Raw genomic sequence first — 23,177 nt, forward strand, 5'->3', positions numbered from 1 at the left:
ATCGTTCGGGGCCGCCAAACGACCCCGAGCTCTCCCCTATGGATTACCCCTGCCGCTCGCGCCGCAGCTTGGTCCAATAATCCAGCCGTTTGCGGATTTCCCTTTCAAAACCGCGCTCCGGCGGATCGTAGAAGTTCTGGCGGCCCATCGCCTCGGGGAAATAGTCCTGGCCCGAGAATGCGTCGGGCTGGTCATGATCATAGGCGTAGCCCGCGCCATAGCCCTCACCTTTCATCAGCTTGGTCGGCGCATTGAGGATATGCTTGGGCGGAACGAGCGAGCCGTTTTCCTTGGCCGCGCGCATCGCCGCCTTATAGGCGGTGTAGACGGCATTCGATTTCGGCGCTGTCGCCAGATAAACGCAGGCCTCCGCCAGGGCCAGCTCACCTTCCGGGGAACCGAGATAATCATAGGCGTCCTTGGCGGCATTGGCGATGACAAGGGCCTGCGGATCGGCAAGGCCGATATCCTCCGAAGCCATGCGCACCAGCCGGCGGCCGAGATAGAGCGGATCCTCGCCCGCGTCGAACATGCGGCAGAGATAATAGAGCGCTGCATCCGGGTCCGATCCGCGCACGGATTTATGCAGCGCCGAAATCAGATTGTAATGGCCGTCCTGGCTCTTGTCATAGACCGGCGCGCGGCGCTGCACGATCTCCTGCAATTGGGCGGCATTGAAGGTTTCTCCCTCGCGCGCGGCACGCCAGACTTCCTCGGCAAGCGTCAGCGCCGCCCTGCCGTCGCCATCCGCCATGCGGACGAGGCTTGCCCTACCCTCCTCGTCGAGCGGCAGTTTGCGGCCTTCGCTCTCCTCGGCGCGGGCAAGAAGCGTGGCGATGCTTGTCGCATCATGGGGATGAAAGGTCAGCACACGCGCCCGCGACAAAAGCGCGGCGTTCAGCTCGAAGGACGGGTTCTCGGTCGTCGCGCCGATCAGAATAACGGTGCCGTCCTCCATCACCGGCAGGAATGAATCCTGCTGCGCACGATTAAAGCGATGGATCTCATCGACGAAGAGCAGCGTCTGCCGGCCCGACATGCGGCGCGCGCGGGCGCCGTCGAATACCTTCTTCAAATCCGCGACACCGGAGAAGATCGCCGATATCTGCTCGAAGGCCAGATTGGTCTCGCCGGCAAGCAGCCGCGCCACGGTCGTCTTGCCGGTGCCGGGCGGCCCCCAGAAGATCATCGAGCCGAGCGTGCCCGAGGCGATCATGCGCGTCAGCACGCCCTCGGGACCGGTCAGATGCGGCTGTCCCGTCACCTCAGAAAGGTGGCGGGGACGCATGCGATCGGCGAGCGGCCGGTTGCGGTCGGCCTGAGGATCGATACTGGCGGAGAAAAGGTCGGTCATGCCCTATGCCTAAAGGCTAACGGATATATTGTCGAATAATAGCGCCGTTGCGCTCGAACTCGAAGCGCCACAAGAGGCTCGTGCCGGCGGAAAGCACCTCGGTCAGATCGCCAGCCGTCTTGATCTCGACACCGTTGACCCTGCGGATGATATCGCCCTTGCGCAGATTGAGCCGCATGGCGGGCGAGTTGCGGTAGACGCCCGTCACCACCACACCGCGCGTTGTCCTGGGCAGGCGGAATTGGCGGGTATTCTCCGGCGTCAGATCGGTGATTTCGGCACCGGCGAGCGGGTTTTCGCCTTCAATGATCTGGGTTTTTGCGGCCACCGGCTCGGGCGGTCTCGCGAGCGTCACCTGCACCTCGCGCTGCTGCGATCCGCTCAGGACGTTCAATTTCACGATATTCCCGATGCCCACCGTCGAAGTCCGATAAGCCAGCACATCCGGGTTATCGACACGCACGCCATCCATGGAGAGGACCAGATCGCCGACTTTGAGCCCGGCCTTCGCTGCCGGTCCGCCATCGGTGACGGCCGTGATCAGGGCGCCGTAGGGCTGCGGCAGGCCGAGGCTTTCCGCCACGTCGGGCGTCACCGACTGGAAGGTGGCGCCGATGAAGGGACGTTCGAAGTTCTTGCCGCCCTTCTTCGCCGTCTCGACCACCGCGCGCACCATATTGGAGGGAATGGCGAAGCCGATGCCTATCGAGCCACCGGAGCGCGAGTAGATGGCGGTGTTGATGCCTATGAGCTGGCCGCGCATGTCGATCAGCGCGCCGCCGGAATTGCCGGGATTGATCGCCGCATCGGTCTGGATGAAGAAATCGAAATCGGAAATACCGACGCGCGTGCGCGACTGCGCCGAGACAATGCCGTTCGTCACTGTCTGGCCGACGCCAAAGGGATTGCCGATCGCGAGCACCAGATCGCCGACCTCGACATCGTCGGAATTGCCGAATGCGAGGGTCGGAAAGGCTTCCTTGGCGTCGATTTTCAGGACAGCGAGATCGGTCGCCTCGTCCTTGAGCAGGATGCGGCTTTCGAACTCGCGGCCGTCGGAGAGCGCGATCTTGATGTCGTCGGCATCCCTGATAACGTGGTTGTTGGTCACCACGATGCCGCTCGGATCGACGATCACGCCGGAGCCAAGAGAGGACTGGATGCGCGGCGGGCCGCTGAACTGGCGACCGAAGAACTGCTCGAAGAACGGATCGCCGGCAAAGGGCGAGCGGGTCGTCACCTGCCGTGCGGCATAGACATTGACGACGGCCGGCGCCGTCGCCTTGACGAGCGGCGCGAAGGACAACTGCATGTCACCACGGCTCAGCGGGATCTGCTTGCCCAAAGGCGCGGGAGGCGGCGTAGTCGGCTGGGTGTCGCCAGTCTTGCCGGAACCGCCATCGAGGAGCCCCTTGAAGGTATCGCGCAGCATGTCGGTCGTGCTTTTCTCCTGCGCAAACGATGCCACGGGAGACGACAGGGCAGCGATCGTCATCGCCGCTGCAAGAAAACCAACGATCCTGGAAGAACGGAAAGGCATGGGGAACTCCGGAATTGGTGCTGAGAGATAGATAGGCGGGAAAGCCTGGCCGGCCAAGCCGCAAGCATCGGATGATTGCTAGCGATAAGGGGCGGGAATATGAAATCCAATCCGCAGATTGCCGCAATCGACAGGATTCCGCGGTTGAGCCAATTTGCTTGAGATCGTTCTGAACCGTTATCGCAGCGGAAAGATAGAGCACGGCCACTACAGGAAGTAGAGAGGTTTCTATTTTGATGGAATCGGGGCCACGGGTAGCGATTCTCTAATTCTGACCGCTGGTGGAGTGGCGATGTTCCGGAATGGATCCTCGTGCCCCTGGGGATCCATTCCGGAACGGTCAAACCGAAAATCGCTTCGCAGTTTTGAAATCCTGCATATGCTGGGCCCCGCCGGCTCCCCCAAACGAAAAAGGGGCCTTGCGGCCCCTTGTTCATCTCAGATGTGAAAGCGATTATGCCGCTTCTGCCGTCGAGGCCTCTTCAGCCTCGGTGCGGGCGCGGTCCTTGGCGCCCTTGGCATCGACATCGCGCTCCACGAATTCAACAACCGCCAGAGGCGCGTTGTCGCCGGCGCGGAAACCGGCCTTCATGACGCGGAGATAGCCGCCATTGCGCTGGGCGTAGCGGGTTGCCAGCGTATCGAACAGCTTGGCGACCAGCTTAGCGTCGCGGATGGCCGAAATGGCCTGACGGCGAGCATGAAGATCGCCGCGCTTGCCAAGGGTGACAAGCTTTTCGACGATGGGACGAATTTCCTTGGCCTTGGGCAGCGTCGTCACGATCTGCTCATGCTCGATCAGCGATGCGGCCATATTGGCAAACATCGCCTTGCGGTGGCTGGCAGTCCGGTTCAGCTTGCGGCCTGATTTACCGTGGCGCATGAGCCTTCTCCTTCAATCTTTCCTGTCCGGCGTCTGGCCGGTATTCTCAATATTGATCTTCGTAACGCTTGGCGAGATCTTCGATGTTTTCCGGCGGCCAGGACGGAATCTCCATGCCCAGATGGAGGCCCATGGAGGCCAGGACTTCCTTGATCTCGTTCAGCGACTTGCGGCCGAAATTCGGGGTCCGCAGCATCTCGGCTTCCGTCTTCTGGATCAGGTCGCCGATATAGACGATGTTGTCGTTCTTCAGGCAGTTGGCCGAACGGACCGACAGCTCCAGCTCGTCCACCTTCTTCAGCAGCGCCGGGTTGAAGGCGAGCTCCGCCACCTGCTCTTGCGGCGCTTCCTTCTGCGGCTCTTCGAAATTGACGAAGATCGAAAGCTGATCCTGGAGGATACGGGCAGCGTAAGCAACCGCATCCTCGCCGGTGATCGAACCGTCCGTCTCGATGTTGAGCGTCAGCTTGTCATAGTCGAGCACCTGGCCCTCGCGGGTGTTCTCGACCTTGTAAGACACCTTGCGGACCGGCGAGTAGAGGCTGTCGACCGGGATCAAGCCGATCGGCGCGTCTTCAGCGCGGTTGCGGTCGGCCGGGACGTAGCCCTTGCCGGTGTTGACAGTGAATTCCATGCGGATTTCCGCGCCCTCGTCGAGGGTGCAGATCACATGATCTGGATTGAGGATCTCGACATCGCCGACCGTCTGGATATCGCCTGCGGTCACCACGCCGGGGCCTTCCTTGCGGACGACCATGCGCTTCGGCCCGTCGCCCTCCATCTTGATGGCGATTTCCTTGATGTTGAGGACGATATCCGTCACGTCCTCGCGCACACCGGCGATCGAGGAGAACTCATGCAGCACGCCGTCGATCTGCACCGCGGTCACCGCAGCGCCGCGCAGCGAAGAAAGCAGCACGCGGCGCAGCGCGTTGCCGAGCGTCAGGCCATAGCCGCGCTCGAGCGGCTCGGCGATCACGGTCGCCTTGGTCTTCGAACCCGAGGTCTGGAACTCAACCTTGTTCGGCTTGATCAGTTCCTGCCAGTTTTTCTGGATCATTTGCTTTTCCTTGTCCTTGCCTTCACCACCATCCAATCGTGGCGACAGAGCGTGGAACCGCAGAGGAGCCCCGACTGGGGCTCGTACGGTTTAAGATCGCAGGTTAGACGCGGCGCTTCTTGCGCGGGCGGCAACCATTGTGCGGGATCGGCGTCACGTCACGGATCGAGGTGATCATGAAGCCGGCCGCCTGCAGCGCGCGAAGCGCGGATTCACGGCCGGAACCCGGACCGCAAACCTCGACCTCAAGCGAACGCATGCCATGCTCCTGCGCCTTCTTGGCGCAGTCTTCAGCGGCCATCTGGGCTGCGAACGGGGTCGACTTGCGCGAACCCTTGAAACCCTGAGCACCAGCGGACGACCAGGCAATCGCATTGCCCTGCGCGTCGGTGATGGTGATCATCGTGTTGTTGAACGTCGAATTAACGTGGGCAACGCCCGACGAAATATTCTTGCGCTCGCGACGGCGAACGCGGGTGGCTTCCTTGGCCATGGTAGTCCTTCCGTTGATCTCAACGCCGCCGTAACGCCAGCGGCTACACCAGAGGGAATAGTGAGATAGGGAGTAGGGAATAGTGAGCAGAGGATTAAAACCCTACTGACTACTCCCTAACCCCTATTCCCTACTCACTCTAATTACTTCTTCTTGCCGGCAATCGCCTTGGCCGGGCCCTTGCGGGTGCGCGCATTGGTATGCGTGCGCTGACCGCGAACGGGAAGCGAGCGGCGATGACGCAGGCCGCGATAGCAGCCAAGGTCCATCAGACGCTTGATGTTCATCGAAACTTCGCGACGAAGATCACCCTCGACCTGATAGTCGCGATCGATCGTCTCACGGATCTGAAGCACTTCAGCATCCGTCAACTGATTGACACGACGATCAGAAGGAATGCCGACCTTGTCGACGATTTCCTGAGCAAACTTCTGTCCGATCCCGTGAATGTACTGAAGCGCAATGATAACACGCTTGTTCGTCGGGATGTTGACGCCAGCAATACGAGCCACGCCTATTCTCCTTAATGTTGCCGCTGTCCTGTCCGGACGCTCACTACCTTAATTTCATCGCAAGTCCGGACGGAAAACCGCTTCACACTTTTCCTGGACCTGCTCCTGACCCGGACAACACAAAAATGCCCGGTATCGGCTCTTGTCGTTTCGCCGGCACCGACCATTCAAAACTAAACGAATTGGTGCTGTCTTTGGCGGAATCGCCGGGAAAAGTCAACTCCCCGGGCGTTTCTTTTTAAATACCGTCCTGATCACTTTGCTTTCGTCGCATTTATCCGACGCCAAGCTTTCCGCTTGGCTGCAAAATGCTCAGGCCGGTATCAGTATTCTCTCTATCTCGGCGGTCACGGCATCGACGTTTTCCATGCCGTTAACCACCCTCAATTCACCGGTACCGGCATAATATTCCGACAGCGGCGCCGTCTTCTCCCGGTACTCCACCAGACGCTTGCGGAAGGCTTCCGGATTATCGTCGGAGCGAACCTGGCCGCCGGATGCGGTCGTTTCCGCGACACGGTTCTCCATGCGCCGCACCAGGGCCGCTTCATCGACCTTGAGTTCGATCACCGCGTCGAGGCGCAGCCCCTTGTCCTTCAGCATCTGCCCCAGGGCCTTGGCCTGGGGGACGGTGCGGGGATAGCCGTCGAGAATGAAACCCCTTGCGCAATCCGGCTCGTCGATCCTGTCCGAGACGATCTGGTTGACGATCTCGTCGGAAACCAGTTGCCCGGCATCCATCACAGCCTTGGCGCGCTTGCCGACCTCGGTCGCCTGAGCGACGGCGGCGCGAAGCATGTCGCCGGTGGAGAGCTGGGGTATGCCGTGCTTATGTGCCAGAAGCTTGGCCTGCGTCCCCTTCCCCGCTCCTGGAGGTCCAAGAAGAATCAGTCTCATTTGCTGCGCTTTCCTCCCCGAAGCTTCGATTTCTTGATAAGCCCCTCATATTGATGGGCAATCAGATGTCCCTGTACCTGCGCGACCGTATCGAGCGTCACGCTGACCACGATGAGCAATGAGGTGCCGCCGAGATAGAAGGGAACACCTGTTGCCGAAATCAGAAACTCGGGCAGGAGGCAGACCAGCACGATATAGATGGCGCCGACGACCGTGATACGCGTCAGCACGTAATCGATATATTCCGCAGTCCTCTCGCCGGGACGAATGCCTGGAATGAAGCCCGAATGCTTTTTGAGCTGATCCGCCGTATCCTTCGGGTTGAAGACGATCGCGGTGTAGAAGAAGCAGAAGAAAGCTATCAGCGCCGCATAAAGGAACATATAGATCGGCTGTCCATGGCCAAGCGCCGCCAGGATGGTGGTCGCCCAGCCGGGCAGATCCTGCGTGTTGGCAAAGCCTGCGGCGGTCGCCGGCAACAGGAGCAGCGACGAGGCGAAGATCGGCGGAATGACGCCGGCCGTGTTGAGCTTCAGCGGCAGATGCGAGGTATCGCCCTGGAACATGCGGTTGCCGACCTGACGCTTGGGATACTGGATCAGTAGCCTGCGCTGCGCACGCTCGACGAAGACGATCACGGCGATCAGCACGATCGCCAGGATGATGATACCGAGGATCAGCCCAGTGGAAAGCGCGCCCGTGCGGCCCAGTTCCAGCGTGCCGGAAATGGCGTGCGGCAGGTTGGCGACGATGCCGGCGAAGATGATCAGCGAAATGCCGTTGCCGATGCCGCGCGCGGTGATCTGCTCGCCGAGCCACATCAGGAACATCGTGCCGCCGACGAGCGTGATGACCGTCGAGATACGGAAGAACAATCCCGGATCCGTGACGATGCCATTGCCCGATTCGAGCCCGGCAGCAATGGCGTAGGCCTGCACCGTCGCCAACAGAACCGTGCCGTAGCGCGTATACTGGTTGATGACCTTGCGGCCCTGCTCGCCTTCCTTCTTCAACTGCTCAAGCGAAGGCACGACCGAGGTCATGAGCTGCACGATGATCGAAGCGGAAATATAAGGCATGATGCCGAGCGCGAAGATGGCCATACGGCCGACCGCGCCACCGGCGAACATGTTGAAAAGGCCGAGGACGCCCTGGCTATGCTGCTGGAATGCCTGGGCCAGCGCATCGGGATTGATTCCGGGAAGCGGGATATAGGTACCGAACCGGTAGACGAGCAGCGCACCCAGGGTGAACCAGATCCGTCTTTTCAGCTCTTCGGCTTTTGAAAAAGCCGAGAAATTCAGATTGGATGCAAGCTGTTCTGCAGCCGATGCCATGGAAAATCTCCGGTCTGTCCCCCGCCAACATGTGGCGGTCCTACCCCAGATATGCGCAAAGGCGCAAAGGTACAAGCGCGGCTAATGGTCCCGTTCCGATATTTGCCCCTGCTGCCGTCGACAGATCAGCAAATATCGGAATGAAAGGGACCACCAATCACTGCGTGCGACTGGTGGAGCTTTCGAGTTGACCATCTGAACGCACGTGACAGTCACGGTTCCAGACGTCAACGTCGCTCCACCAGAAGACGGCCGCTATCAGCCCTGTGCTTATTCGGCAGCGGCGGCAGCTTCCGGCAATTTCACCGAGCCACCTGCTTTCTCGATTTTCTCGATGGCGGCTTTCGATGCGCCGGCCACTTCGAAGCTCACCTTAGCGGTGATCTCGCCATCGGCGAGCAGGCGAACACCATCCTTGGGACGGCGGATCACGCCAGCGGCCTTGAGGGCCTCGGCGGTGATGGCCTGCTTGGCGTCGAGCTTGCCGGCATCGATGGCCTGCTGGACGCGGCCGACTGACACGACATTGTAGCTCTTGGCGAAGATATTGGTAAAGCCGCGCTTCGGCAGGCGACGATAGATCGGCATCTGGCCGCCTTCGAAGCCGTTGATCGAGACGCCCGAGCGGGACTTCTGACCCTTCACGCCACGTCCGCCGGTCTTGCCCGAACCCGAACCAATACCGCGGGCGACGCGCTTGCGAGCCTTGGCGGCGCCAGGCTTTTCACGCAGATCGTTGAGTTTCATCTTTTCAATCTCCCGCGTTATCAGGCCTCGTCCACGATGCGGACGAGGTGCTGAACCTTGGCGATCATGCCGCGAACTGCCGGCGTATCTTCCAGCGTCGAGCGGCGGTGCATTTTGTTAAGACCCAGACCGATCAGCGTTGCACGCTGCTCAGCCGGACGACGGATGGGGCTGCCGGTCTGTTCGACCGTGACCGTCTTGCCCTTCTTCTTCTCAGCCATCACTCATATTCCTTGTCTTCGACAGGCCCACGGGCCCGCGCCAGCGTCGGCTATTCTTCGGCGCCGACCACATCACGGCGGCGAGCCTGAAGGGTCGAATACTTGATGCCACGCTGTGCGGCGATATCCTTCGGGTGCATCTGATGCTTCAGCGCATCGAACGTCGCCCGAACCATGTTGTAGGGGTTGGACGAGCCGAGCGACTTGGCAACGACGTCCTGCATGCCGAGCGTCTCGAAGACGGCGCGCATCGGACCACCGGCGATGATGCCGGTACCGGCAGCGGCGGCGCGCAGCAGAACCTTGCCGGCGCCATGACGGCCTTCGACGTCATGATGAAGCGTGCGGCCCGAACGCAGCGGGACGAAGATGAGGTCGCGCTTGGCAGCCTCGGTCGCCTTGCGGATCGCCTCCGGTACTTCGCGTGCCTTGCCGTGACCGAAGCCTACGCGGCCCTTCTGATCGCCAACCACGACGAGTGCGGCGAAACCGAAGCGCCGGCCGCCCTTGACGACCTTGGCGACACGGTTGATGTGGACGAGCTTGTCGACGAATTCGCTATCGCGCTCGTCCCGACCGCGATCATCGCGGCTACGTTCTCTCTGTGCCATATCCTAGTTCCTTTTTCTTTTCCGGAAGCACACATTTAAAGTTAGAGAGTCACTTTGAAGGTAACACCCTGGCTAATTTTTTTAGAAGCTCAGACCGGCCTCACGAGCGGCCTCGGCCAAGGCCTTGACACGGCCGTGGAAAATGAACGGGCCACGGTCGAACACGACTTCCTTCACGCCGGCCTTGACGGCGCGTTCCGCGACAAGCTTGCCGACAGCGGCGGCGGCACCCGTGTCCGCACCGGTCTTGAGCATGCCCTTCAGCTCGCCATCGAGTGACGAGGCGGCTGCGATCGTGACACCACGCACATCGTCGATGATCTGTGCGTAGATATTCTTCGAAGAGCGATGCACGCTGAGCCGCGGACGGCCGTTGGCGACCGCCTTGATCTGACGGCGAACGCGTGATGCGCGACGCTGAATGGTTTCTTTCGGCGATGCCATGACGCGGGTTCCTTACTTCTTCTTGCCTTCTTTGCGGACGATCTTCTCGCCAGCATATTTCACGCCCTTGCCCTTGTAGGGCTCGGGTCCGCGATATTCGCGGATCTCAGCCGCGACCTGGCCGACCTGCTGCTTATCGATGCCACTGACAACGATTTCAGTCGGCTTCGGCACGGCAACCGTGATTCCGGCCGGAACCTCATAGATCACCTCGTGGCTGAAGCCCAGCGAAAGCTGCAGGTTCTTGCCCTGCATCGCCGCGCGATAACCGACACCGTTGATCTCGAGCTTCTTTTCGAAGCCATCCTTCACGCCGTTGAAGATGTTGGCGATCATCGTGCGGGACATGCCCCACTTCGAGCGCGCATCCTTCGACTGGTCGCGCGGATCGACATGAACCGCGTTATCTTCCAGCTTCACCAGCACTTCATCGTTGACGACGAACGAAAGCTCGCCCTTCGCGCCCTTCGCCTTGACGGTCTGACCATCGACGGTGGCGGTCACGCCTGCCGGGACCGGCACGGGTTTTTTACCGATACGAGACATTTTTATACCTGTCCGTTTATCTGTGTACTGTCTACCGAATTAGAAAATACGGCAGAGCAGCTCACCACCAACGTTCTGTTCGCGGGCCTCGTGATCCGCCATCACGCCCTTCGGCGTCGACAGGATCGAGATACCAAGACCATTTGCGACCTGCGGAATAGACTTGACCGACACATAAACGCGGCGGCCAGGCTTCGAAACGCGGGTGATCTCGCGGATCACCGGAGCGCCTTCGTAATATTTCAGCTCGATTTCTATCTCGGCCTTGCCGTTTTCAAACTCGGTCTGGCTGTAGCCGCGGATATAACCTTCGGACTGAAGCACATCGAGAACGCGGGCGCGAAGCTTGGAGGCAGGGGTGGAAACCTTGCTCTTCTTGCGGCCGATCGCGTTGCGGATGCGGGTCAGCATATCGCCGAGAGGATCTGACATAGACATGGGGCTTCTCCCTTACCAGCTCGACTTGACCACGCCCGGAACCTGGCCGAGCGAACCCAGCTGGCGGAGCGCGATACGCGACATTTTGAGCTTGCGGTAGAAACCGCGCGGACGACCCGAAACCTCGCAACGATTGCGGATACGGACCTTTGCAGAATTACGCGGCATTTCAGCAAGCTGGATGGTCGCGCGGAAACGCTCGTCCAACGGAAGGGCCTGGTCCATAACGACCGCCTTCAACCGTGCACGCTTTGCAGCGTAACGCTTAACCAACTGCACGCGGCGCTTGTTCTTTTCGACTGCGCTAGTCTTGGCCATTTCAATTACCTCGCTACGCTTGTCGTTACTGCCGGAACGGGAAGTTGAAAGCACGGAGCAATGCCCGCGCCTCATCATCCGTCTTGGCGGTCGTGCAAACGATGATATCCATGCCCCAGATCTGATCGACCTTGTCGTAGTTGATCTCCGGGAACACGATGTGCTCCTTGATACCCATGGCGAAATTGCCACGGCCGTCAAAGCTCTTCGGGTTCAGGCCGCGGAAGTCACGAACGCGCGGCAGCGCGATGGTGATCAGCCGGTCCAGGAACTCGTACATACGATCCTTACGGAGCGTAACCTTGGCGCCGAGCGGCATATTCTCACGGACCTTGAAGGTCGCGATGGAATTGCGCGCGTGCGTAATCACCGGCTTCTGGCCGGCGATGAGCGCGAGATCATCGGCGGCGATCGTCGGCTTCTTGGAATCGCCCGTCGCTTCGCCGACACCCATGTTGAGCACGACCTTGTCGACGCGCGGGATCTGCATCTCGTTTTCGTATTTGAACTGCTCGAGAAGCGCCTTGCGGACAACGTCCTGGTAATGCTTCTTCAAGCGCGGTTCGATCTTTGCATCAGCCATCGATCAGCTCTCCAGAACGTTTTGCCACACGCACCTTCTTGCCGTCCTTCTCGATGCGGAAGCCGACGCGGGTCGGCTTGCCATCCTTGGGATCGGCAACGGCCAGATTGGACAGATGGATGGGGGCTTCCTTGGAAATGATGCCCGCTTCCTGCGTCTGGGTCTGGCGCTGGTGGCGCTTCACTACATTGATGCCGCGAACGACGGCTTTGTCTTCCTTGGGCGCAACGCTGAGCACTTCGCCCGTGCGACCCTTGTCCTTGCCGGCCAAAACGACGACCTTGTCGCCTTTGCGAATCTTTTGCATCGTCTTGCTCCCTTACAGAACTTCCGGAGCCAGCGAGATGATCTTCATGTGGTTCTTGGCGCGCAGCTCGCGCGGAACCGGTCCGAAGATACGGGTGCCGATGGGCTCTTTCTTGTTATCGATCAAAACGGCAGCGTTCTTGTCGAACCGGATAACACTGCCATCGGCGCGACGGATGTCCTTGGCGGTGCGCACGACAACCGCCTTCATCACGTCACCCTTCTTCACGCGGCCGCGCGGAATGGCTTCCTTGATCGAAACGACAATGATGTCGCCGACGGAAGCATATTTCCGCTTCGAACCGCCCAGCACCTTGATGCACATGACACGACGGGCGCCGGAATTATCCGCGACGTCGAGGTTTGTTTGCATCTGAATCATGACTGGCCGCCTTCTTTTCGTTCAGCCGGGTCAGGCGTTATCGCCCTGCCCTCGATTGCTGTTGTTTGTTAGCCCGCCGAACCGTCGGTTAAGACGACCCAGCACTTGTCCTTCGAAATCGGCTTCGATTCCTCGATGGAAACGATATCGCCGACCTTGAACTGATTGTTCTCATCATGCGCCTTGTACTTCTTGGTCTGGCGCACGGTCTTCTGGAGAAGCGGATGCGAATAGCGCCGCTCGACCTTGACCACGATGGTCTTGTCGTTCTTGTCGCTGACGACAACGCCCTGCAGAATGCGTTTAGGCATGATATTCTTTTCCTTATGCCTTGCTTTCGGCCGCCTTCTGGCGGGCGATAGTCTTGATACGTGCGATATCCCGGCGGATCTGCTTGACACGCGCGGTCTTCTCGAGCTGGCCGGTCGCCTTCTGGAAGCGCAGATTGAACTGCTCTTTCTTCAGCTTTGCCAGTTCGTCATTCATCTGATCGAGGCTCTGCGCCCGAACTTCTGCGGCTTTCATGGCTGCCTCTCTTATTCTGCGATGCGCTGGATGAAACGCGTCTTGATCGGAAGCTTCGCGGCTCCGAGTCGAAGCGCTTCGCGTGCCACATCTTCCGGTACGCCGTCAAGCTCGAACATGACGCGGCCTGGAGCAACGCGTGCTGCCCAATAATCCACGCCACCCTTACCTTTACCCATGCGGACTTCGGTCGGCTTCGAGGTGACCGGCACATCCGGGAAGATACGGATCCACACGCGGCCCGCACGCTTCATGTGACGGGTGATCGCGCGACGAGCCGCCTCGATCTGACGTGCGGTAACGCGCTCCGGCTCCAAAGCCTTCAATCCGAAAGCACCGAAATTGAGCTCCGTACCGCCCTTCGACGCGCCGTGAATACGGCCCTTGAACTGCTTGCGGAACTTTGTGCGCTTAGGCTGCAACATTGTTCTCTACTCCAAAATTCTTGACCGCAACCGACCAATCAGGCGTTTTCGCGCCGGCGGTTCGATGAATGGCCCTGGGCCTCGCCCTCGACGGAGCGACGCTCGGAAGCCATCGGATCGTGCTCAAGGATCTCGCCCTTGAACACCCAGACCTTGACACCGCAGATGCCGTAGGCGGTCTGTGCTTCGGCCGTTCCGTAATCGATGTCGGCGCGCAGCGTATGTAGCGGAACGCGACCTTCGCGATACCATTCCATACGCGCGATTTCAGCGCCGCCGAGACGGCCCGAGCAGTTGATACGGATGCCCTCGGCGCCGAGACGCATGGCCGACTGCACGGCGCGCTTCATGGCGCGACGGAATGCCACACGGCGTTCCAGCTGCTGGGCGATCGACTGGGCGACCAGGGTCGCGTCGATTTCCGGCTTACGCACTTCGACGATGTTGAGCGCGGCTTCCGAATTGGTCATCTCGGAAAGCTTGCGACGCAGCTTCTCGATGTCCGCGCCCTTCTTGCCGATGATCAGGCCCGGACGAGCCGAGTGGATCGTCACGCGGCACTTCTTGTGCGGACGCTCGATCACGACCTTGGAGATCGCGGCCTGCTTCAGCTCGTCCATCAGATACTGACGGATCTTCAGATCTTCGTGCAGCAGCTTGCCGTATTCGCCGGTGTTCGCGTACCAACGCGAATCCCAGGTGCGATTGATGCCGAGGCGGAAGCCGATCGGATTAATCTTCTGGCCCATTATGCGGCCTCCCCTTTTTCCGCGACTTCGCGGACAACGATGGTGAGATGCGAGAAAGGCTTCTCGATCCGGCTCGCGCGGCCGCGGCCACGGACGTGGAAGCGCTTCATCACGATCGACTTGCCGACATAGGCTTCCGCGACGATCAGCGCATCGACATCGAGGTCGTGGTTGTTTTCCGCGTTGGCGATCGCAGATTCGAGCGTCTTCTTCACCGTGCCGGCGATCCGCTTGCGCGAGAACGTCAGATCGGCCAGTGCCGCACTCACCTTCTTGCCGCGGATCAAGCTCGCCACCAGGTTGAGCTTCTGCGGGCTGACGCGGATCGTGCGGGCGACGGCTTTCGCCTCGTTATCCTTAAGCTGGCGCGGAGCCTTAGCCTTGCCCATCGTTACTTCCTCTTCGCCTTCTTGTCCGCACCGTGACCGTAATAGGTCCGGGTCGGCGCGAATTCACCGAACTTGTGTCCGACCATTTCCTCGGACACCGAAACCGGCACATGCTTGTTGCCGTTATAAACGCCAAAGGTTAGGCCGACGAACTGCGGCAGGATCGTGGAGCGACGGCTCCAGATCTTGATGACCTCATTGCGACCGCCTTCGCGTACCTTCTCAGCCTTCTTGAGAAGATAGCCGTCAATGAACGGTCCTTTCCAAACTGAACGAGCCACTTCAGACTTCCTCTCTTACTTCTTGCGCTGATGGCGCGAACGCATGATGAACTTGTCCGTCGCCTTGTTGGAGCGCGTCTTCTTGCCCTTCGTGGGCTTGCCCCACGGAGAAACAGGATGGCGGCCACCGGAGGTGCGGCCTTCACCGCCGCCGTGCGGATGGTCGACCGGGTTCATGGCGACGCCGCGAACGCTCGGACGCTTGCCGAGCCAGATGCGGCGACCGGCCTTGCCGAGCGACACGTTGCCGTGGTCCGGGTTCGAAACCGCGCCGACCGTGGCGAAGCAGGAACCATGAACCAGACGCTGCTCGCCCGAGTTCAGGCGCAGGATCGCCATGCCCTGGTCGCGGCCCACGAGCTGTGCATAGGTGCCAGCGGAACGGGCGATCTGACCACCCTTGCCAGGCTTCATCTCCACATTGTGGATGATGGTGCCGACAGGCATGGACGCAAGCGGCATCGCATTGCCGGGCTTCACGTCAACCGACTGACCGGCGATGACGGTGTCACCAACAGCAAGACGCTGCGGCGCCAGGATGTAGCTCAGCTCGCCATCCGCATAACGGATGAGTGCGATAAACGCCGTGCGGTTCGGATCGTACTCAAGACGCTCCACCGTCGCCGAAACGTCGTGCTTGCGACGCTTGAAATCGACGAAGCGATAGGTGCGCTTGTGACCGCCGCCCTGATAACGGGCGGTGATGCGGCCGTAATTGTTGCGTCCGCCCTTCTTCGTCAAGCCTTCGGTCAGAGACTTGACCGGCTTGCCCTTGTAGAGCTCGGAGCGATCCACGAGGACCAGCTGACGCTGGCCGGGCGTGGTGGGGTTAAAATGCTTGAGTGCCATTGTCTTTACTCCACGGCCTCTCAAAGACCAGTCGAAATATCGATGGACTGCCCTTCGGCAATCGTCACGACCGCTTTCTTGACATCGCTCTGGCGCCCGACGATGCCGCGGAACCGCTTCACCTTGCCCTTGCGCACTGCAGTGTTCACCGCGGTCACCTTCACGCCGAACAGCGCTTCGACCGCAGCCTTGATTTCCGGCTTCGTCGCCTTGCGGGCCACGTTGAAGACCACCTGGTTGTTTTCAGAAACCATGGTGGACTTCTCGGTGATGACCGGGCTGACGATCACGTCATAGTGGCGAAGATCAGTCATTTGAAACGCTCCTCGAGAGCTTCGACCGCCGCCTTGGAAAGAACGAGCTTACCGCGGCGAAGGATGTCGTAGACATTGATGCCCTGCACCGGCAGCACATCGATATTCGGAATGTTCGAAGCAGCGCGGCGGAAGTTGACATCGATCTCAGCGCCGCCGATGAGCAGCGCGTTTTCGAGGCCGAGCTTGGCGAACTGTGCCGTCAAGAGCTTGGTCTTGGCTTCCTTGGCGGCCAGATCGTCGATGACGATCAGGTCGGACGACTTCAGCTTGGCCGAAAGCGCATGACGCAGGCCGAGAGCGCGAACCTTCTTCGGCAGCTCGTGCTCGTGGCTGCGAACAACCGGACCATGGGCCTTGCCGCCGCCGCGGAACTGCGGAGCGCGAGCAGAATGATGGCGGGCGCGGCCCGTACCCTTCTGCTTGTACATCTTGGCGCCCGTACGGTCGATTTCCGAACGGCCCTTGGCCTTGTGGGTGCCCTGCTGGCGGCGTGCGAGCTGCCAGCGGACAACGCGCTGAAGGATATCGTCGCGCGGATCAAGACCGAAGATCTCCTCGGAGAGCTTCACCTTGCCGGCATCCTTGCCTTCAAGAGTTGTAATCGTGAGATCCATTATTCGGCTCCCTCAGTCGCTGCGGCCGTTTCCGGCGCGGACGACGCTGCTTCAGTCTGTGCGGCCTGACGGAGACCGGCCGGCTTCGGCGCATTCTCGGGCAGCGAAGCCTTCACGGCGTCACGCACCAGGATCCATGCACCCTTCGAACCCGGAACCGCGCCGCGGACCAGAATGAGGCCGCGATCGAGATCCGTGGACACAACTTCGATGTTCTGCGTCGTCACGCGGGTCTGACCCATGTGACCGGCCATCTTCTTGCCCTTGAACACCTTGCCGGGGTCCTGGCGCTGACCCGTCGAACCATGCGCGCGGTGGGTGATCGAGTTACCGTGCGAGGCACGATGACCGCCGAAATTGTGGCGCTTCATCGAACCGGCAAAGCCTTTACCGATCGAGGTACCGGTCACGTCGACCTTCTGGCCGGGAACAAAATGTTCCGCCGTGATCTCGACGCCAATGTCGAGGAGATTGTCCGGCGACACGCGAAACTCGGCTACCTTCGCCTTGGGCTCAACGGATGCAGCGGCGAAGTGGCCGCGCAACGCCTTGGGCGTGTTCTTGACCTTGGCAAGGCCAACGCCAAGCTGAACAGCCGTGTAACCGTTCTTTTCAACTGTACGCTGGGCCACCACGTGGCAGTTCTCCATGCGGAGAACCGTCACCGGCACATGCTCGCCGGCGTCGTTATAGACGCGGGTCATGCCCAGCTTCTGTGCAATAACACCTGAACGCATCGGGTTCGTTCCTTCCGTCCTCAAGCCTTACAGCTTGATCTCGACATCGACACCTGCGGACAGGTCGAGCTTCATCAGCGCATCGACAGTCTGCGGGGTCGGGTCAACGATATCGAGAAGGCGCTTGTGCGTGCGCATCTCGAACTGCTCGCGGCTCTTCTTATCGATATGCGGCGACCGGTTGACCGTGAACTTCTCGATCCGGGTCGGAAGCGGGATCGGTCCGCGCACATTGGCACCGGTACGCTTGGCAGTCGACACGATCTCCCGCGTCGAAGCGTCAAGGATCCGATGATCAAACGCCTTGAGGCGAATGCGGATGTTTTGACCGTTCATTTCATCTGTTCCTTGTTCGCGGTAGACGCCTGCCCGGTGTGGACGGACAGGCACCTCCTGCACAATCTTCTTATTACTCGACGATCTTCGACACGATGCCGGCGCCGACGGTGCGGCCGCCTTCACGGATGGCGAAGCGCAGCTTCTCTTCCATCGCGATCGGCACGATCAGCGTCACGTCCATCGATATGTTGTCGCCGTTACTCGACGATCTTCGACACGATGCCGGCGCCGACGGTGCGGCCGCCTTCACGGATGGCGAAGCGCAGCTTCTCTTCCATCGCGATCGGCACGATCAGCGTCACGTCCATCGATATGTTGTCGCCGGGCATCACCATCTCCGTGCCTTCCGGCAGCGTCACAACACCCGTCACGTCCGTCGTGCGGAAGTAGAACTGCGGCCGGTAGTTGGTGAAGAACGGCGTGTGACGGCCACCCTCGTCCTTGGTCAGGATGTAGGCTTCAGCCACGAACTTGGTGTGCGGCTTCACCGAACCCGGCTTGCACAGCACCTGGCCGCGCTCCACGTCCTCACGGCCGACGCCGCGGATCAGCGCACCGATATTGTCGCCGGCCTGGCCCTGGTCGAGCAGCTTGCGGAACATCTCGACGCCGGTGACGGTCGTCTTGGTCGACGGCTTGATGCCGACGATCTCGACTTCCTCGCCGACCTTGACGATGCCGCGCTCGACGCGACCCGTCACAACCGTGCCGCGGCCCGAGATCGAGAACACGTCCTCGATCGGCATCAGGAACGGCTGGTCGACCGGACGCTCAGGCGTCGGGATATAGGCATCGACTTCCTTCATCAGCGCCCGCACCGCGTCCTCGCCGATCTCCTTGTTGGAGTCTTCGAGCGCAGCCAGCGCCGAGCCCTTGACGATCGGAATGTCGTCGCCGGGGAAGTCGTACTTCGACAGAAGCTCGCGCACTTCAAGCTCGACCAGCTCGAGGAGCTCCGGATCGTCGACCTGGTCGACCTTGTTCAGGAACACCACGATCGCCGGAACGCCGACCTGACGGGCGAGCAGAATGTGCTCGCGGGTCTGCGGCATCGGGCCGTCGGCGGCCGAAACCACCAGGATCGCGCCGTCCATCTGCGCGGCGCCGGTGATCATGTTCTTGACATAGTCGGCGTGGCCGGGGCAGTCGACGTGGGCGTAGTGACGGTTCTCCGTCTCATATTCGACATGCGCCGTCGAGATCGTGATGCCGCGCGCCTTTTCCTCAGGCGCCGCGTCGATCTGGTCATACGCCTTGAACTCGCCAAAGTACTTCGTGATCGCCGCCGTCAGCGACGTCTTGCCATGGTCAACGTGGCCGATCGTGCCGATGTTAACATGCGGCTTCGTACGTTCAAACTTACTCTTCGCCATCTGAGCTCTCCGTTATTTTCGCCTGCTCAGGCATTCTCTAATGACAAGCGCAACCTTCGGGGAGTGGCCGATCGTGCCGATGTTAACATGCGGCTTCGTACGTTCAAACTTACTCTTCGCCATCGCCGTCGTTCTCTCGTCTTCTAGAACCGTTTGCGCCCGGCCGGTATGCCCGACCTATGTTTTATCCAGAGACGGAACGGCGAACCGCCCGTCGGTTGCTTCCTCACACCAAACCGCTCTTCAAGAATCTGGAGCGGGTAGCGGGAATCGAACCCGCATATTCAGCTTGGAAGGCTGCTGCTCTACCATTGAGCTATACCCGCGCACTCGCAACTCCGAACTCCGGCAGTGGTGGAGGGGGTTGGATTCGAACCAACGTAGGCTAAGCCAACGGATTTACAGTCCGTCCCCTTTAACCACTCGGGCACCCCTCCGGTCACTGCCAGCGGAGTCGAGCGACTAGGCATTCGCACGAATACCCCGCCCGTTTTCGGCAGGCGGGTGATCCGCGGGGGGCGTTATGCAGAGAAGCCTCCCCCCTGTCAACAGGAGATCGCTGAAAAGAAAAATCATTAAGCTCTTTTGCCGCCTGACGGTTCTATCGCAAGGTCATATGACGCGTTATAAGCGTCGCCATGAGTGACGACCAACATCCCAAATCGCCCAAAGATTCCCACTATGCGCGCCTTCGCCGCCAGCACCGCGATCGCAAAGCCGCCGCGACAGGACAGATAGGGCAAAAGCACCGTCCCGCAAGACCTGCCATCGAGGGGACTGCCGCGCCCGAAGGGCTGGTCCGGCTCTACGGGCTTCATACCGTGCGCGCGGCGCTGGATAATCCCGAGCGCCGGATCCGGCGGATGCTGGTGACGAAAAACGCGCTCGCCAGGCTGGAGATCGGAGAGGCACAAGCCCTGCCCTTCCCCGTCGAGATCGTCGAGCCGAAGGCGATCGACCGGGAAACCGGGTCGGAGGCCGTCCATCAGGGCGTTATGATCGAAGCGGAGCCGCTTCCTGCCAAAAGGCTCGCGGATCTGGGCGAAAGTTCGCTGCTTCTGGTGCTCGACCAGGTGACCGACCCGCATAATGTCGGCGCGATCCTGCGCTCGGCTGTCGCCTTCGGCGCGGGCGCCCTTATCACCACGGCGCGTCACAGCCCGCAGGAATCGGGCGTCCTGGCAAAGGCTGCATCCGGCGCGCTAGAGATCATCCCGCATATCGAGGTGCGCAATCTCGCCGAGGCGTTGGGCGAGCTGCACCGGCTCGGTTTCATGACCATCGGGCTTGATTCGGAAGGCCCCAAGGAAATGGAAGCGGCGCTCGCGGGGACGCGCATCGCGCTCGTGCTGGGTGCCGAAGGAAAGGGCCTGCGGCAGAAAACGCGCGAGACGGTGACCGCGCTTGCCCGGCTGGACATGCCGGGGGCGATCAAGTCGCTCAACGTATCGAATGCGGCCGCTATCTCGCTCTATGCGGTGCGGCGGTATCTTGATGGGAGTAAGGGAGTAAGGGAGTAAGGGAGTAAGGGAGTAAGGGAGTAAGGGAGTAAGGGAATCCACCCTATTCCCCTATTCCCCTATTCCCTTCAAGCAGTAGCGATATAGGCCTTGATCTCTTCGGCTTCGCGCTCGACTTCCTCGATCCGGCGTTTAACCACGTCGCCGATCGAGATGATTCCGTCCAGGCGTCCGTCACGTTCCACCGGCAGATGGCGGAAACGGTTGACCGTCATGACTTCCATCACCTCGTTGACGGTGTTTTGTTCATAACAGACATGCACCTTGCTGGTCATGAAATCGGAGACTTTGCGATCGAGGGCCTCTGGCCCCTCTCCGGCGATGGCGCGGACGACATCGCGCTCCGACAGGATGCCTTTCACCGCCTTTTCGTCGTCGCAAACGACGACCGCGCCGATGCGATGCATGGCCAAAACGGCGACTGCCTCGACGATCGTCGCATCCGGCGAGATGCTGACGACATTGCGGCCCTTGCGTTCAAGGATAGATCTGACCGTCATGCTTTGCCTCCTCACGGCGCCGCTGCGCCATAGCCGCCGGAACCGTCCTACCCATCCGGCAAGATAGGGGAGATATGGTGCGCGCATGCGCCGGGCAAAGCAAGTCCTTGTTCAATAACGCCGCATCTCGTCCAACGGGCTCGGCCGGTCGAGAAATGCTATACCGAAGAAGCCGACAAGGAAGCCGCCGATATGTGCCTCCCAGGCAATCGCCGCCGATTCGGTGGGGGCGAGCGAGATCAGCCCCGTGACCATATTGATGACGAACCAGACGGCGAGGAACACCAGAACGGGGCGCAATGTCAGCGCAACGCCGACCGGCAGCAGCGGGCCGGCGAATTCCGATCTACCCTTCTGCTGCAACATATCGGGCACCCGGCGGAAACCGTAGCGCGCGGCAGCCCCCATCATGCCGGAAATCGATCCCGAAGCGCCCACCAGCGGCATCGCACTGTCGGGATGGATCACATAATGGGTAAAAGCGGCTGCGATTGCCGTCGCGATCCAGAATATGATCATCCTGGCAGTACCGATCCGCCCGGCCAAAGGCGAGCCGAAGGCGGCAAGCCACACCATATTAACGGCGATATGGGCAAACCCGCCATGCAGGAAGGAATAGGTGACGGCCGTCAGCCATGCGGCCGGATCGCCGAAACCGCCCCCTAGAGAAAACCGCGCCGGCCAGAAGGCGAAATTCATCAGCACCCAGAGGTTCTGCCGGTCGTCGAGCACATAGTTCTGTGCGAGGAAGGCCGCGACGCAAATGCCAATGAGAACCAGGATAATTCCGGGGATGTTGAAAACGGGTTCAGATGTCTGCTCGCGGTCCAAATGATTCTCCGGAGACATTGCGCGATTCGCCAAATCCGCCGCGCCCGATGCTCTAGATATGAGAGGCTTTGGTAAAAGAAAAGGCCGCTCGGGGATTTACCCCTGAGCGGCCGGGTCGAGCTCCCACCCGTAACCCTGAATAGTCATGAACCCAAAAGTGCTGTAAAGACAAAGCTTTCTTCGAGATCCATCCTGCTCATATCTCTGGCGCCCGCGCAACAGAAACCCTTTGTTAACCTTAACAGCCCGGCGCAGTGGATGAACAAAAGGTTAAGGTGGTACCGCAGCACCGCGGATGGCACGCTTCCTGCACTGTGTCTGGCAAGAGATATTCATAAGCCAACAAATGTGCCGAAACAGCACATTATTCGGAAACGAGACATCACAGATGAAGCATGATGGAACAGCAGAGCTTCTCGCATACTGGAACCGCATCCGCGAGAAGCGCCCTGCTCCGGAAAGAGCAGAGATCGAGCCGGGAGAGATTCGCAAGCGGCTGCCCGACATTTTCATTCTGGAAAAGCCGGAAAACGGGGAAACGCGTTTCCGCCTGGCCGGGACGCGGCTATGCACCATCCACGGCGGCGAACTGCGAAATACGGGGTTCCTCTCGCTGTGGAAAGAGGAGGACCGCGCGGCAATCGATCAGCTCCTGCAGACTGTCTTCGAAAGCAAGACCGCGGCGGTGATCGACCATGAGGGCAAAAGCCATTCGGGCCGCCGCTCGAGCTTCGAGACGCTGCTCCTGCCGCTCGCCGGCAGCGCCTCCGAAGCCCGGCTGATCGGCTCCATGATCGCGCTCGATCCCGCCTACTGGCTGGGCGCGGACCGAATCGTCGAAAGCAGCGTGCTTTCGATCAGCCTGATCGACCCCAAACGCGCCGAATTGCATGCCGAAGAAAAGCCCCTCGCCGCTGCGGCGGTCGCCTCGTCGCGCGCCGTTTCGCGTCCCTACGAGATGCCGGGCTTTTTCAGCGCCCCCGCCCCACGCCATATCCGTCACCTGACCGTCCTCGACGGCGGCAAGGTTTGACGAGGAAATGCGGCTCCTTACCG

At 60.4% G+C, this 23,177-nt stretch carries 34 protein-coding genes, 2 tRNA genes and 1 pseudogene; 2 read left to right on the forward strand and 35 right to left on the reverse strand.

Translation table 11 applies throughout. From position 1 onward, the window contains the following. Positions 1-43: 43 nt before the first annotated feature. The 33 genes and pseudogenes from ATN84_RS11555 to ATN84_RS11710 form a co-directional block, all read right to left on the reverse strand. A complete protein-coding gene (locus tag ATN84_RS11555; RefSeq protein ID WP_068881769.1) occupies positions 44-1,354 on the reverse strand; it encodes a replication-associated recombination protein A in 1,311 nt (436 codons plus the stop codon). A 16-nt stretch (positions 1,355-1,370) separates the two neighbouring features. Then, on the reverse strand, positions 1,371-2,894 hold the full coding sequence (locus ATN84_RS11560; protein WP_082766237.1) for a DegQ family serine endoprotease: 1,524 nt from the start codon (positions 2,892-2,894) through the stop codon (positions 1,371-1,373). Positions 2,895-3,348: 454 nt separating this feature from the next. After that, positions 3,349-3,777: a 50S ribosomal protein L17 gene (rplQ, locus tag ATN84_RS11565; RefSeq protein ID WP_068881770.1), complete on the reverse strand. Its 429-nt coding sequence runs from the start codon at positions 3,775-3,777 to the stop codon at positions 3,349-3,351. A gap of 46 nt (positions 3,778-3,823) precedes the next feature. Further along, positions 3,824-4,837 carry a DNA-directed RNA polymerase subunit alpha gene (locus ATN84_RS11570; RefSeq protein WP_068881771.1) on the reverse strand — a complete coding sequence of 338 codons (1,014 nt, stop codon included), beginning with the start codon at positions 4,835-4,837 and terminating at the stop codon, positions 3,824-3,826. A 103-nt stretch (positions 4,838-4,940) separates the two neighbouring features. Continuing rightward, the gene (gene rpsK / locus ATN84_RS11575; RefSeq protein WP_068881772.1) at positions 4,941-5,330 is read right to left on the reverse strand and encodes a 30S ribosomal protein S11; all 390 of its coding nucleotides are present in this window, start codon (positions 5,328-5,330) and stop codon (positions 4,941-4,943) included. Between the two features lie 143 nt (positions 5,331-5,473). Beyond that, on the reverse strand, positions 5,474-5,842 hold the full coding sequence (rpsM, locus tag ATN84_RS11580; RefSeq protein ID WP_068881773.1) for a 30S ribosomal protein S13: 369 nt from the start codon (positions 5,840-5,842) through the stop codon (positions 5,474-5,476). A gap of 312 nt (positions 5,843-6,154) precedes the next feature. After that, complete coding sequence (locus tag ATN84_RS11585; RefSeq protein WP_068881774.1) at positions 6,155-6,739, reverse strand: adenylate kinase; 585 nt, start codon at positions 6,737-6,739, stop codon at positions 6,155-6,157. Further along, positions 6,736-8,076 carry a preprotein translocase subunit SecY gene (gene secY / locus ATN84_RS11590; protein ID WP_068881775.1) on the reverse strand — a complete coding sequence of 447 codons (1,341 nt, stop codon included), beginning with the start codon at positions 8,074-8,076 and terminating at the stop codon, positions 6,736-6,738. The genes ATN84_RS11585 and secY overlap by 4 nt, the downstream gene beginning before the upstream one ends. A gap of 270 nt (positions 8,077-8,346) precedes the next feature. Beyond that, complete coding sequence (gene rplO, locus ATN84_RS11595; protein ID WP_068881776.1) at positions 8,347-8,823, reverse strand: 50S ribosomal protein L15; 477 nt, start codon at positions 8,821-8,823, stop codon at positions 8,347-8,349. Positions 8,824-8,843: 20 nt separating this feature from the next. Further along, the gene (rpmD, locus tag ATN84_RS11600; RefSeq protein WP_068881777.1) at positions 8,844-9,044 is read right to left on the reverse strand and encodes a 50S ribosomal protein L30; all 201 of its coding nucleotides are present in this window, start codon (positions 9,042-9,044) and stop codon (positions 8,844-8,846) included. Between the two features lie 50 nt (positions 9,045-9,094). Beyond that, complete coding sequence (gene rpsE, locus ATN84_RS11605; RefSeq protein ID WP_068881778.1) at positions 9,095-9,655, reverse strand: 30S ribosomal protein S5; 561 nt, start codon at positions 9,653-9,655, stop codon at positions 9,095-9,097. An 81-nt stretch (positions 9,656-9,736) separates the two neighbouring features. Next, the gene (gene rplR / locus ATN84_RS11610; RefSeq protein WP_068881779.1) at positions 9,737-10,099 is read right to left on the reverse strand and encodes a 50S ribosomal protein L18; all 363 of its coding nucleotides are present in this window, start codon (positions 10,097-10,099) and stop codon (positions 9,737-9,739) included. 12 nt (positions 10,100-10,111) lie between these two features. Then, complete coding sequence (gene rplF, locus ATN84_RS11615; RefSeq protein WP_068881780.1) at positions 10,112-10,645, reverse strand: 50S ribosomal protein L6; 534 nt, start codon at positions 10,643-10,645, stop codon at positions 10,112-10,114. 39 nt (positions 10,646-10,684) lie between these two features. After that, entirely contained in the window at positions 10,685-11,083 is a 399-nt protein-coding gene (rpsH, locus tag ATN84_RS11620) for a 30S ribosomal protein S8 (RefSeq protein ID WP_068881781.1), read from the reverse strand. A gap of 12 nt (positions 11,084-11,095) precedes the next feature. Then, complete coding sequence (rpsN, locus tag ATN84_RS11625; RefSeq protein ID WP_068881782.1) at positions 11,096-11,401, reverse strand: 30S ribosomal protein S14; 306 nt, start codon at positions 11,399-11,401, stop codon at positions 11,096-11,098. A gap of 25 nt (positions 11,402-11,426) precedes the next feature. Further along, positions 11,427-11,984, reverse strand: coding sequence for a 50S ribosomal protein L5 (rplE, locus tag ATN84_RS11630; RefSeq protein WP_068881783.1), 558 nt, complete (start codon positions 11,982-11,984; stop codon positions 11,427-11,429). Next, the gene (gene rplX, locus ATN84_RS11635; protein WP_068881784.1) at positions 11,977-12,291 is read right to left on the reverse strand and encodes a 50S ribosomal protein L24; all 315 of its coding nucleotides are present in this window, start codon (positions 12,289-12,291) and stop codon (positions 11,977-11,979) included. Before rplX ends, rplE begins: the two co-directional genes overlap by 8 nt. Before the next feature lie 12 nt (positions 12,292-12,303). Continuing rightward, positions 12,304-12,672, reverse strand: a complete 369-nt coding sequence (rplN, locus tag ATN84_RS11640) for a 50S ribosomal protein L14 (RefSeq protein ID WP_068881785.1) — start codon at positions 12,670-12,672, stop codon at positions 12,304-12,306. A gap of 68 nt (positions 12,673-12,740) precedes the next feature. Further along, positions 12,741-12,983 (reverse strand): 30S ribosomal protein S17, encoded by a 243-nt coding sequence (gene rpsQ / locus ATN84_RS11645; protein WP_068881786.1) that lies wholly within the window; start codon positions 12,981-12,983, stop codon positions 12,741-12,743. A 13-nt stretch (positions 12,984-12,996) separates the two neighbouring features. After that, positions 12,997-13,197: a 50S ribosomal protein L29 gene (rpmC, locus tag ATN84_RS11650; protein WP_068881787.1), complete on the reverse strand. Its 201-nt coding sequence runs from the start codon at positions 13,195-13,197 to the stop codon at positions 12,997-12,999. An 11-nt stretch (positions 13,198-13,208) separates the two neighbouring features. Continuing rightward, positions 13,209-13,622, reverse strand: a complete 414-nt coding sequence (rplP, locus tag ATN84_RS11655; RefSeq protein ID WP_068881788.1) for a 50S ribosomal protein L16 — start codon at positions 13,620-13,622, stop codon at positions 13,209-13,211. A gap of 38 nt (positions 13,623-13,660) precedes the next feature. Beyond that, positions 13,661-14,371, reverse strand: coding sequence for a 30S ribosomal protein S3 (gene rpsC, locus ATN84_RS11660; RefSeq protein WP_068881789.1), 711 nt, complete (start codon positions 14,369-14,371; stop codon positions 13,661-13,663). Next, positions 14,371-14,760, reverse strand: a complete 390-nt coding sequence (gene rplV, locus ATN84_RS11665; RefSeq protein WP_068881790.1) for a 50S ribosomal protein L22 — start codon at positions 14,758-14,760, stop codon at positions 14,371-14,373. The genes rpsC and rplV overlap by 1 nt, the downstream gene beginning before the upstream one ends. A 2-nt stretch (positions 14,761-14,762) precedes the next feature. Next, a complete protein-coding gene (gene rpsS / locus ATN84_RS11670) occupies positions 14,763-15,041 on the reverse strand; it encodes a 30S ribosomal protein S19 (RefSeq protein WP_068881791.1) in 279 nt (92 codons plus the stop codon). A 15-nt stretch (positions 15,042-15,056) separates the two neighbouring features. Then, the gene (rplB, locus tag ATN84_RS11675; protein ID WP_068881792.1) at positions 15,057-15,890 is read right to left on the reverse strand and encodes a 50S ribosomal protein L2; all 834 of its coding nucleotides are present in this window, start codon (positions 15,888-15,890) and stop codon (positions 15,057-15,059) included. A 20-nt stretch (positions 15,891-15,910) separates the two neighbouring features. After that, positions 15,911-16,204, reverse strand: a complete 294-nt coding sequence (locus ATN84_RS11680) for a 50S ribosomal protein L23 (RefSeq protein WP_068881793.1) — start codon at positions 16,202-16,204, stop codon at positions 15,911-15,913. Continuing rightward, entirely contained in the window at positions 16,201-16,821 is a 621-nt protein-coding gene (gene rplD, locus ATN84_RS11685; RefSeq protein ID WP_068881794.1) for a 50S ribosomal protein L4, read from the reverse strand. Before rplD ends, ATN84_RS11680 begins: the two co-directional genes overlap by 4 nt. Continuing rightward, the gene (rplC, locus tag ATN84_RS11690; RefSeq protein ID WP_068881795.1) at positions 16,821-17,558 is read right to left on the reverse strand and encodes a 50S ribosomal protein L3; all 738 of its coding nucleotides are present in this window, start codon (positions 17,556-17,558) and stop codon (positions 16,821-16,823) included. The genes rplD and rplC overlap by 1 nt, the downstream gene beginning before the upstream one ends. 27 nt (positions 17,559-17,585) lie before the next feature. After that, entirely contained in the window at positions 17,586-17,894 is a 309-nt protein-coding gene (rpsJ, locus tag ATN84_RS11695) for a 30S ribosomal protein S10 (protein ID WP_002964363.1), read from the reverse strand. 73 nt (positions 17,895-17,967) lie between these two features. Then, positions 17,968-18,063 (reverse strand): annotated as a pseudogene (locus ATN84_RS26005) (EF-Tu C-terminal domain-related protein); the annotation flags it as partial. A 31-nt stretch (positions 18,064-18,094) separates the two neighbouring features. Beyond that, on the reverse strand, positions 18,095-19,270 hold the full coding sequence (gene tuf / locus ATN84_RS11700; RefSeq protein ID WP_068881796.1) for an elongation factor Tu: 1,176 nt from the start codon (positions 19,268-19,270) through the stop codon (positions 18,095-18,097). 252 nt (positions 19,271-19,522) lie between these two features. Further along, a tRNA-Gly gene (locus ATN84_RS11705) sits at positions 19,523-19,596 on the reverse strand. 26 nt (positions 19,597-19,622) lie between these two features. After that, a tRNA-Tyr gene (locus tag ATN84_RS11710) sits at positions 19,623-19,707 on the reverse strand. A 201-nt stretch (positions 19,708-19,908) separates the two neighbouring features. On the opposite strand from ATN84_RS11710, the gene ATN84_RS11715 reads away from it, so the two are divergent. Next, positions 19,909-20,790, forward strand: a complete 882-nt coding sequence (locus ATN84_RS11715; RefSeq protein ID WP_068881797.1) for a TrmH family RNA methyltransferase — start codon at positions 19,909-19,911, stop codon at positions 20,788-20,790. 68 nt (positions 20,791-20,858) lie between these two features. Here the strand turns inward: ATN84_RS11715 and ATN84_RS11720 are convergent, their stop codons facing one another. After that, positions 20,859-21,290, reverse strand: a complete 432-nt coding sequence (locus tag ATN84_RS11720) for a CBS domain-containing protein (protein ID WP_068881798.1) — start codon at positions 21,288-21,290, stop codon at positions 20,859-20,861. Between the two features lie 111 nt (positions 21,291-21,401). Beyond that, positions 21,402-22,139 carry a rhomboid family intramembrane serine protease gene (locus tag ATN84_RS11725; protein ID WP_068881799.1) on the reverse strand — a complete coding sequence of 246 codons (738 nt, stop codon included), beginning with the start codon at positions 22,137-22,139 and terminating at the stop codon, positions 21,402-21,404. A gap of 370 nt (positions 22,140-22,509) precedes the next feature. Here ATN84_RS11725 and ATN84_RS11730 point away from each other — a divergent pair, with 370 nt between their 5' ends. Next, positions 22,510-23,154 (forward strand): PAS domain-containing protein, encoded by a 645-nt coding sequence (locus ATN84_RS11730; RefSeq protein WP_068881800.1) that lies wholly within the window; start codon positions 22,510-22,512, stop codon positions 23,152-23,154. Positions 23,155-23,177: the final 23 nt, after the last annotated feature.

The sequence above is a fragment of the Paramesorhizobium deserti genome, from assembly GCF_001558695.1.
Taxonomy (GTDB): Bacteria; Pseudomonadota; Alphaproteobacteria; order Rhizobiales; family Rhizobiaceae; genus Paramesorhizobium; species Paramesorhizobium deserti.

Excerpts from the sequence above, each read along its gene's own strand:
- ATN84_RS11555 (WP_068881769.1), bottom strand. The coding sequence starts at position 1,354 with ATGACCGACCTTTTCTCCGCCAGTATCGATCCTCAGGCCGACCGCAAC.
- ATN84_RS11560 (WP_082766237.1), bottom strand. The coding sequence starts at position 2,894 with ATGCCTTTCCGTTCTTCCAGGATCGTTGGTTTTCTTGCAGCGGCGATG.
- rplQ (WP_068881770.1), bottom strand. The coding sequence starts at position 3,777 with ATGCGCCACGGTAAATCAGGCCGCAAGCTGAACCGGACTGCCAGCCAC.
- ATN84_RS11570 (WP_068881771.1), bottom strand. The coding sequence starts at position 4,837 with ATGATCCAGAAAAACTGGCAGGAACTGATCAAGCCGAACAAGGTTGAG.
- rpsK (WP_068881772.1), bottom strand. The coding sequence starts at position 5,330 with ATGGCCAAGGAAGCCACCCGCGTTCGCCGTCGCGAGCGCAAGAATATT.
- ATN84_RS11585 (WP_068881774.1), bottom strand. The coding sequence starts at position 6,739 with ATGAGACTGATTCTTCTTGGACCTCCAGGAGCGGGGAAGGGGACGCAG.
- secY (WP_068881775.1), bottom strand. The coding sequence starts at position 8,076 with ATGGCATCGGCTGCAGAACAGCTTGCATCCAATCTGAATTTCTCGGCT.
- rplO (WP_068881776.1), bottom strand. The coding sequence starts at position 8,823 with ATGAAACTCAACGATCTGCGTGAAAAGCCTGGCGCCGCCAAGGCTCGC.
- rpmD (WP_068881777.1), bottom strand. The coding sequence starts at position 9,044 with ATGGCTGAGAAGAAGAAGGGCAAGACGGTCACGGTCGAACAGACCGGC.
- rpsE (WP_068881778.1), bottom strand. The coding sequence starts at position 9,655 with ATGGCACAGAGAGAACGTAGCCGCGATGATCGCGGTCGGGACGAGCGC.
- rplR (WP_068881779.1), bottom strand. The coding sequence starts at position 10,099 with ATGGCATCGCCGAAAGAAACCATTCAGCGTCGCGCATCACGCGTTCGC.
- rplF (WP_068881780.1), bottom strand. The coding sequence starts at position 10,645 with ATGTCTCGTATCGGTAAAAAACCCGTGCCGGTCCCGGCAGGCGTGACC.
- rpsH (WP_068881781.1), bottom strand. The coding sequence starts at position 11,083 with ATGTCTATGTCAGATCCTCTCGGCGATATGCTGACCCGCATCCGCAAC.
- rpsN (WP_068881782.1), bottom strand. The coding sequence starts at position 11,401 with ATGGCCAAGACTAGCGCAGTCGAAAAGAACAAGCGCCGCGTGCAGTTG.
- rplE (WP_068881783.1), bottom strand. The coding sequence starts at position 11,984 with ATGGCTGATGCAAAGATCGAACCGCGCTTGAAGAAGCATTACCAGGAC.
- rplX (WP_068881784.1), bottom strand. The coding sequence starts at position 12,291 with ATGCAAAAGATTCGCAAAGGCGACAAGGTCGTCGTTTTGGCCGGCAAG.
- rplN (WP_068881785.1), bottom strand. The coding sequence starts at position 12,672 with ATGATTCAGATGCAAACAAACCTCGACGTCGCGGATAATTCCGGCGCC.
- rpsQ (WP_068881786.1), bottom strand. The coding sequence starts at position 12,983 with ATGCCTAAACGCATTCTGCAGGGCGTTGTCGTCAGCGACAAGAACGAC.
- rpmC (WP_068881787.1), bottom strand. The coding sequence starts at position 13,197 with ATGAAAGCCGCAGAAGTTCGGGCGCAGAGCCTCGATCAGATGAATGAC.
- rplP (WP_068881788.1), bottom strand. The coding sequence starts at position 13,622 with ATGTTGCAGCCTAAGCGCACAAAGTTCCGCAAGCAGTTCAAGGGCCGT.
- rpsC (WP_068881789.1), bottom strand. The coding sequence starts at position 14,371 with ATGGGCCAGAAGATTAATCCGATCGGCTTCCGCCTCGGCATCAATCGC.
- rplV (WP_068881790.1), bottom strand. The coding sequence starts at position 14,760 with ATGGGCAAGGCTAAGGCTCCGCGCCAGCTTAAGGATAACGAGGCGAAA.
- rplB (WP_068881792.1), bottom strand. The coding sequence starts at position 15,890 with ATGGCACTCAAGCATTTTAACCCCACCACGCCCGGCCAGCGTCAGCTG.
- ATN84_RS11680 (WP_068881793.1), bottom strand. The coding sequence starts at position 16,204 with ATGACTGATCTTCGCCACTATGACGTGATCGTCAGCCCGGTCATCACC.
- rplD (WP_068881794.1), bottom strand. The coding sequence starts at position 16,821 with ATGGATCTCACGATTACAACTCTTGAAGGCAAGGATGCCGGCAAGGTG.
- rplC (WP_068881795.1), bottom strand. The coding sequence starts at position 17,558 with ATGCGTTCAGGTGTTATTGCACAGAAGCTGGGCATGACCCGCGTCTAT.
- rpsJ (WP_002964363.1), bottom strand. The coding sequence starts at position 17,894 with ATGAACGGTCAAAACATCCGCATTCGCCTCAAGGCGTTTGATCATCGG.
- tuf (WP_068881796.1), bottom strand. The coding sequence starts at position 19,270 with ATGGCGAAGAGTAAGTTTGAACGTACGAAGCCGCATGTTAACATCGGC.
- ATN84_RS11715 (WP_068881797.1), top strand. The coding sequence starts at position 19,909 with ATGAGTGACGACCAACATCCCAAATCGCCCAAAGATTCCCACTATGCG.
- ATN84_RS11720 (WP_068881798.1), bottom strand. The coding sequence starts at position 21,290 with ATGACGGTCAGATCTATCCTTGAACGCAAGGGCCGCAATGTCGTCAGC.
- ATN84_RS11725 (WP_068881799.1), bottom strand. The coding sequence starts at position 22,139 with ATGTCTCCGGAGAATCATTTGGACCGCGAGCAGACATCTGAACCCGTT.
- ATN84_RS11730 (WP_068881800.1), top strand. The coding sequence starts at position 22,510 with ATGAAGCATGATGGAACAGCAGAGCTTCTCGCATACTGGAACCGCATC.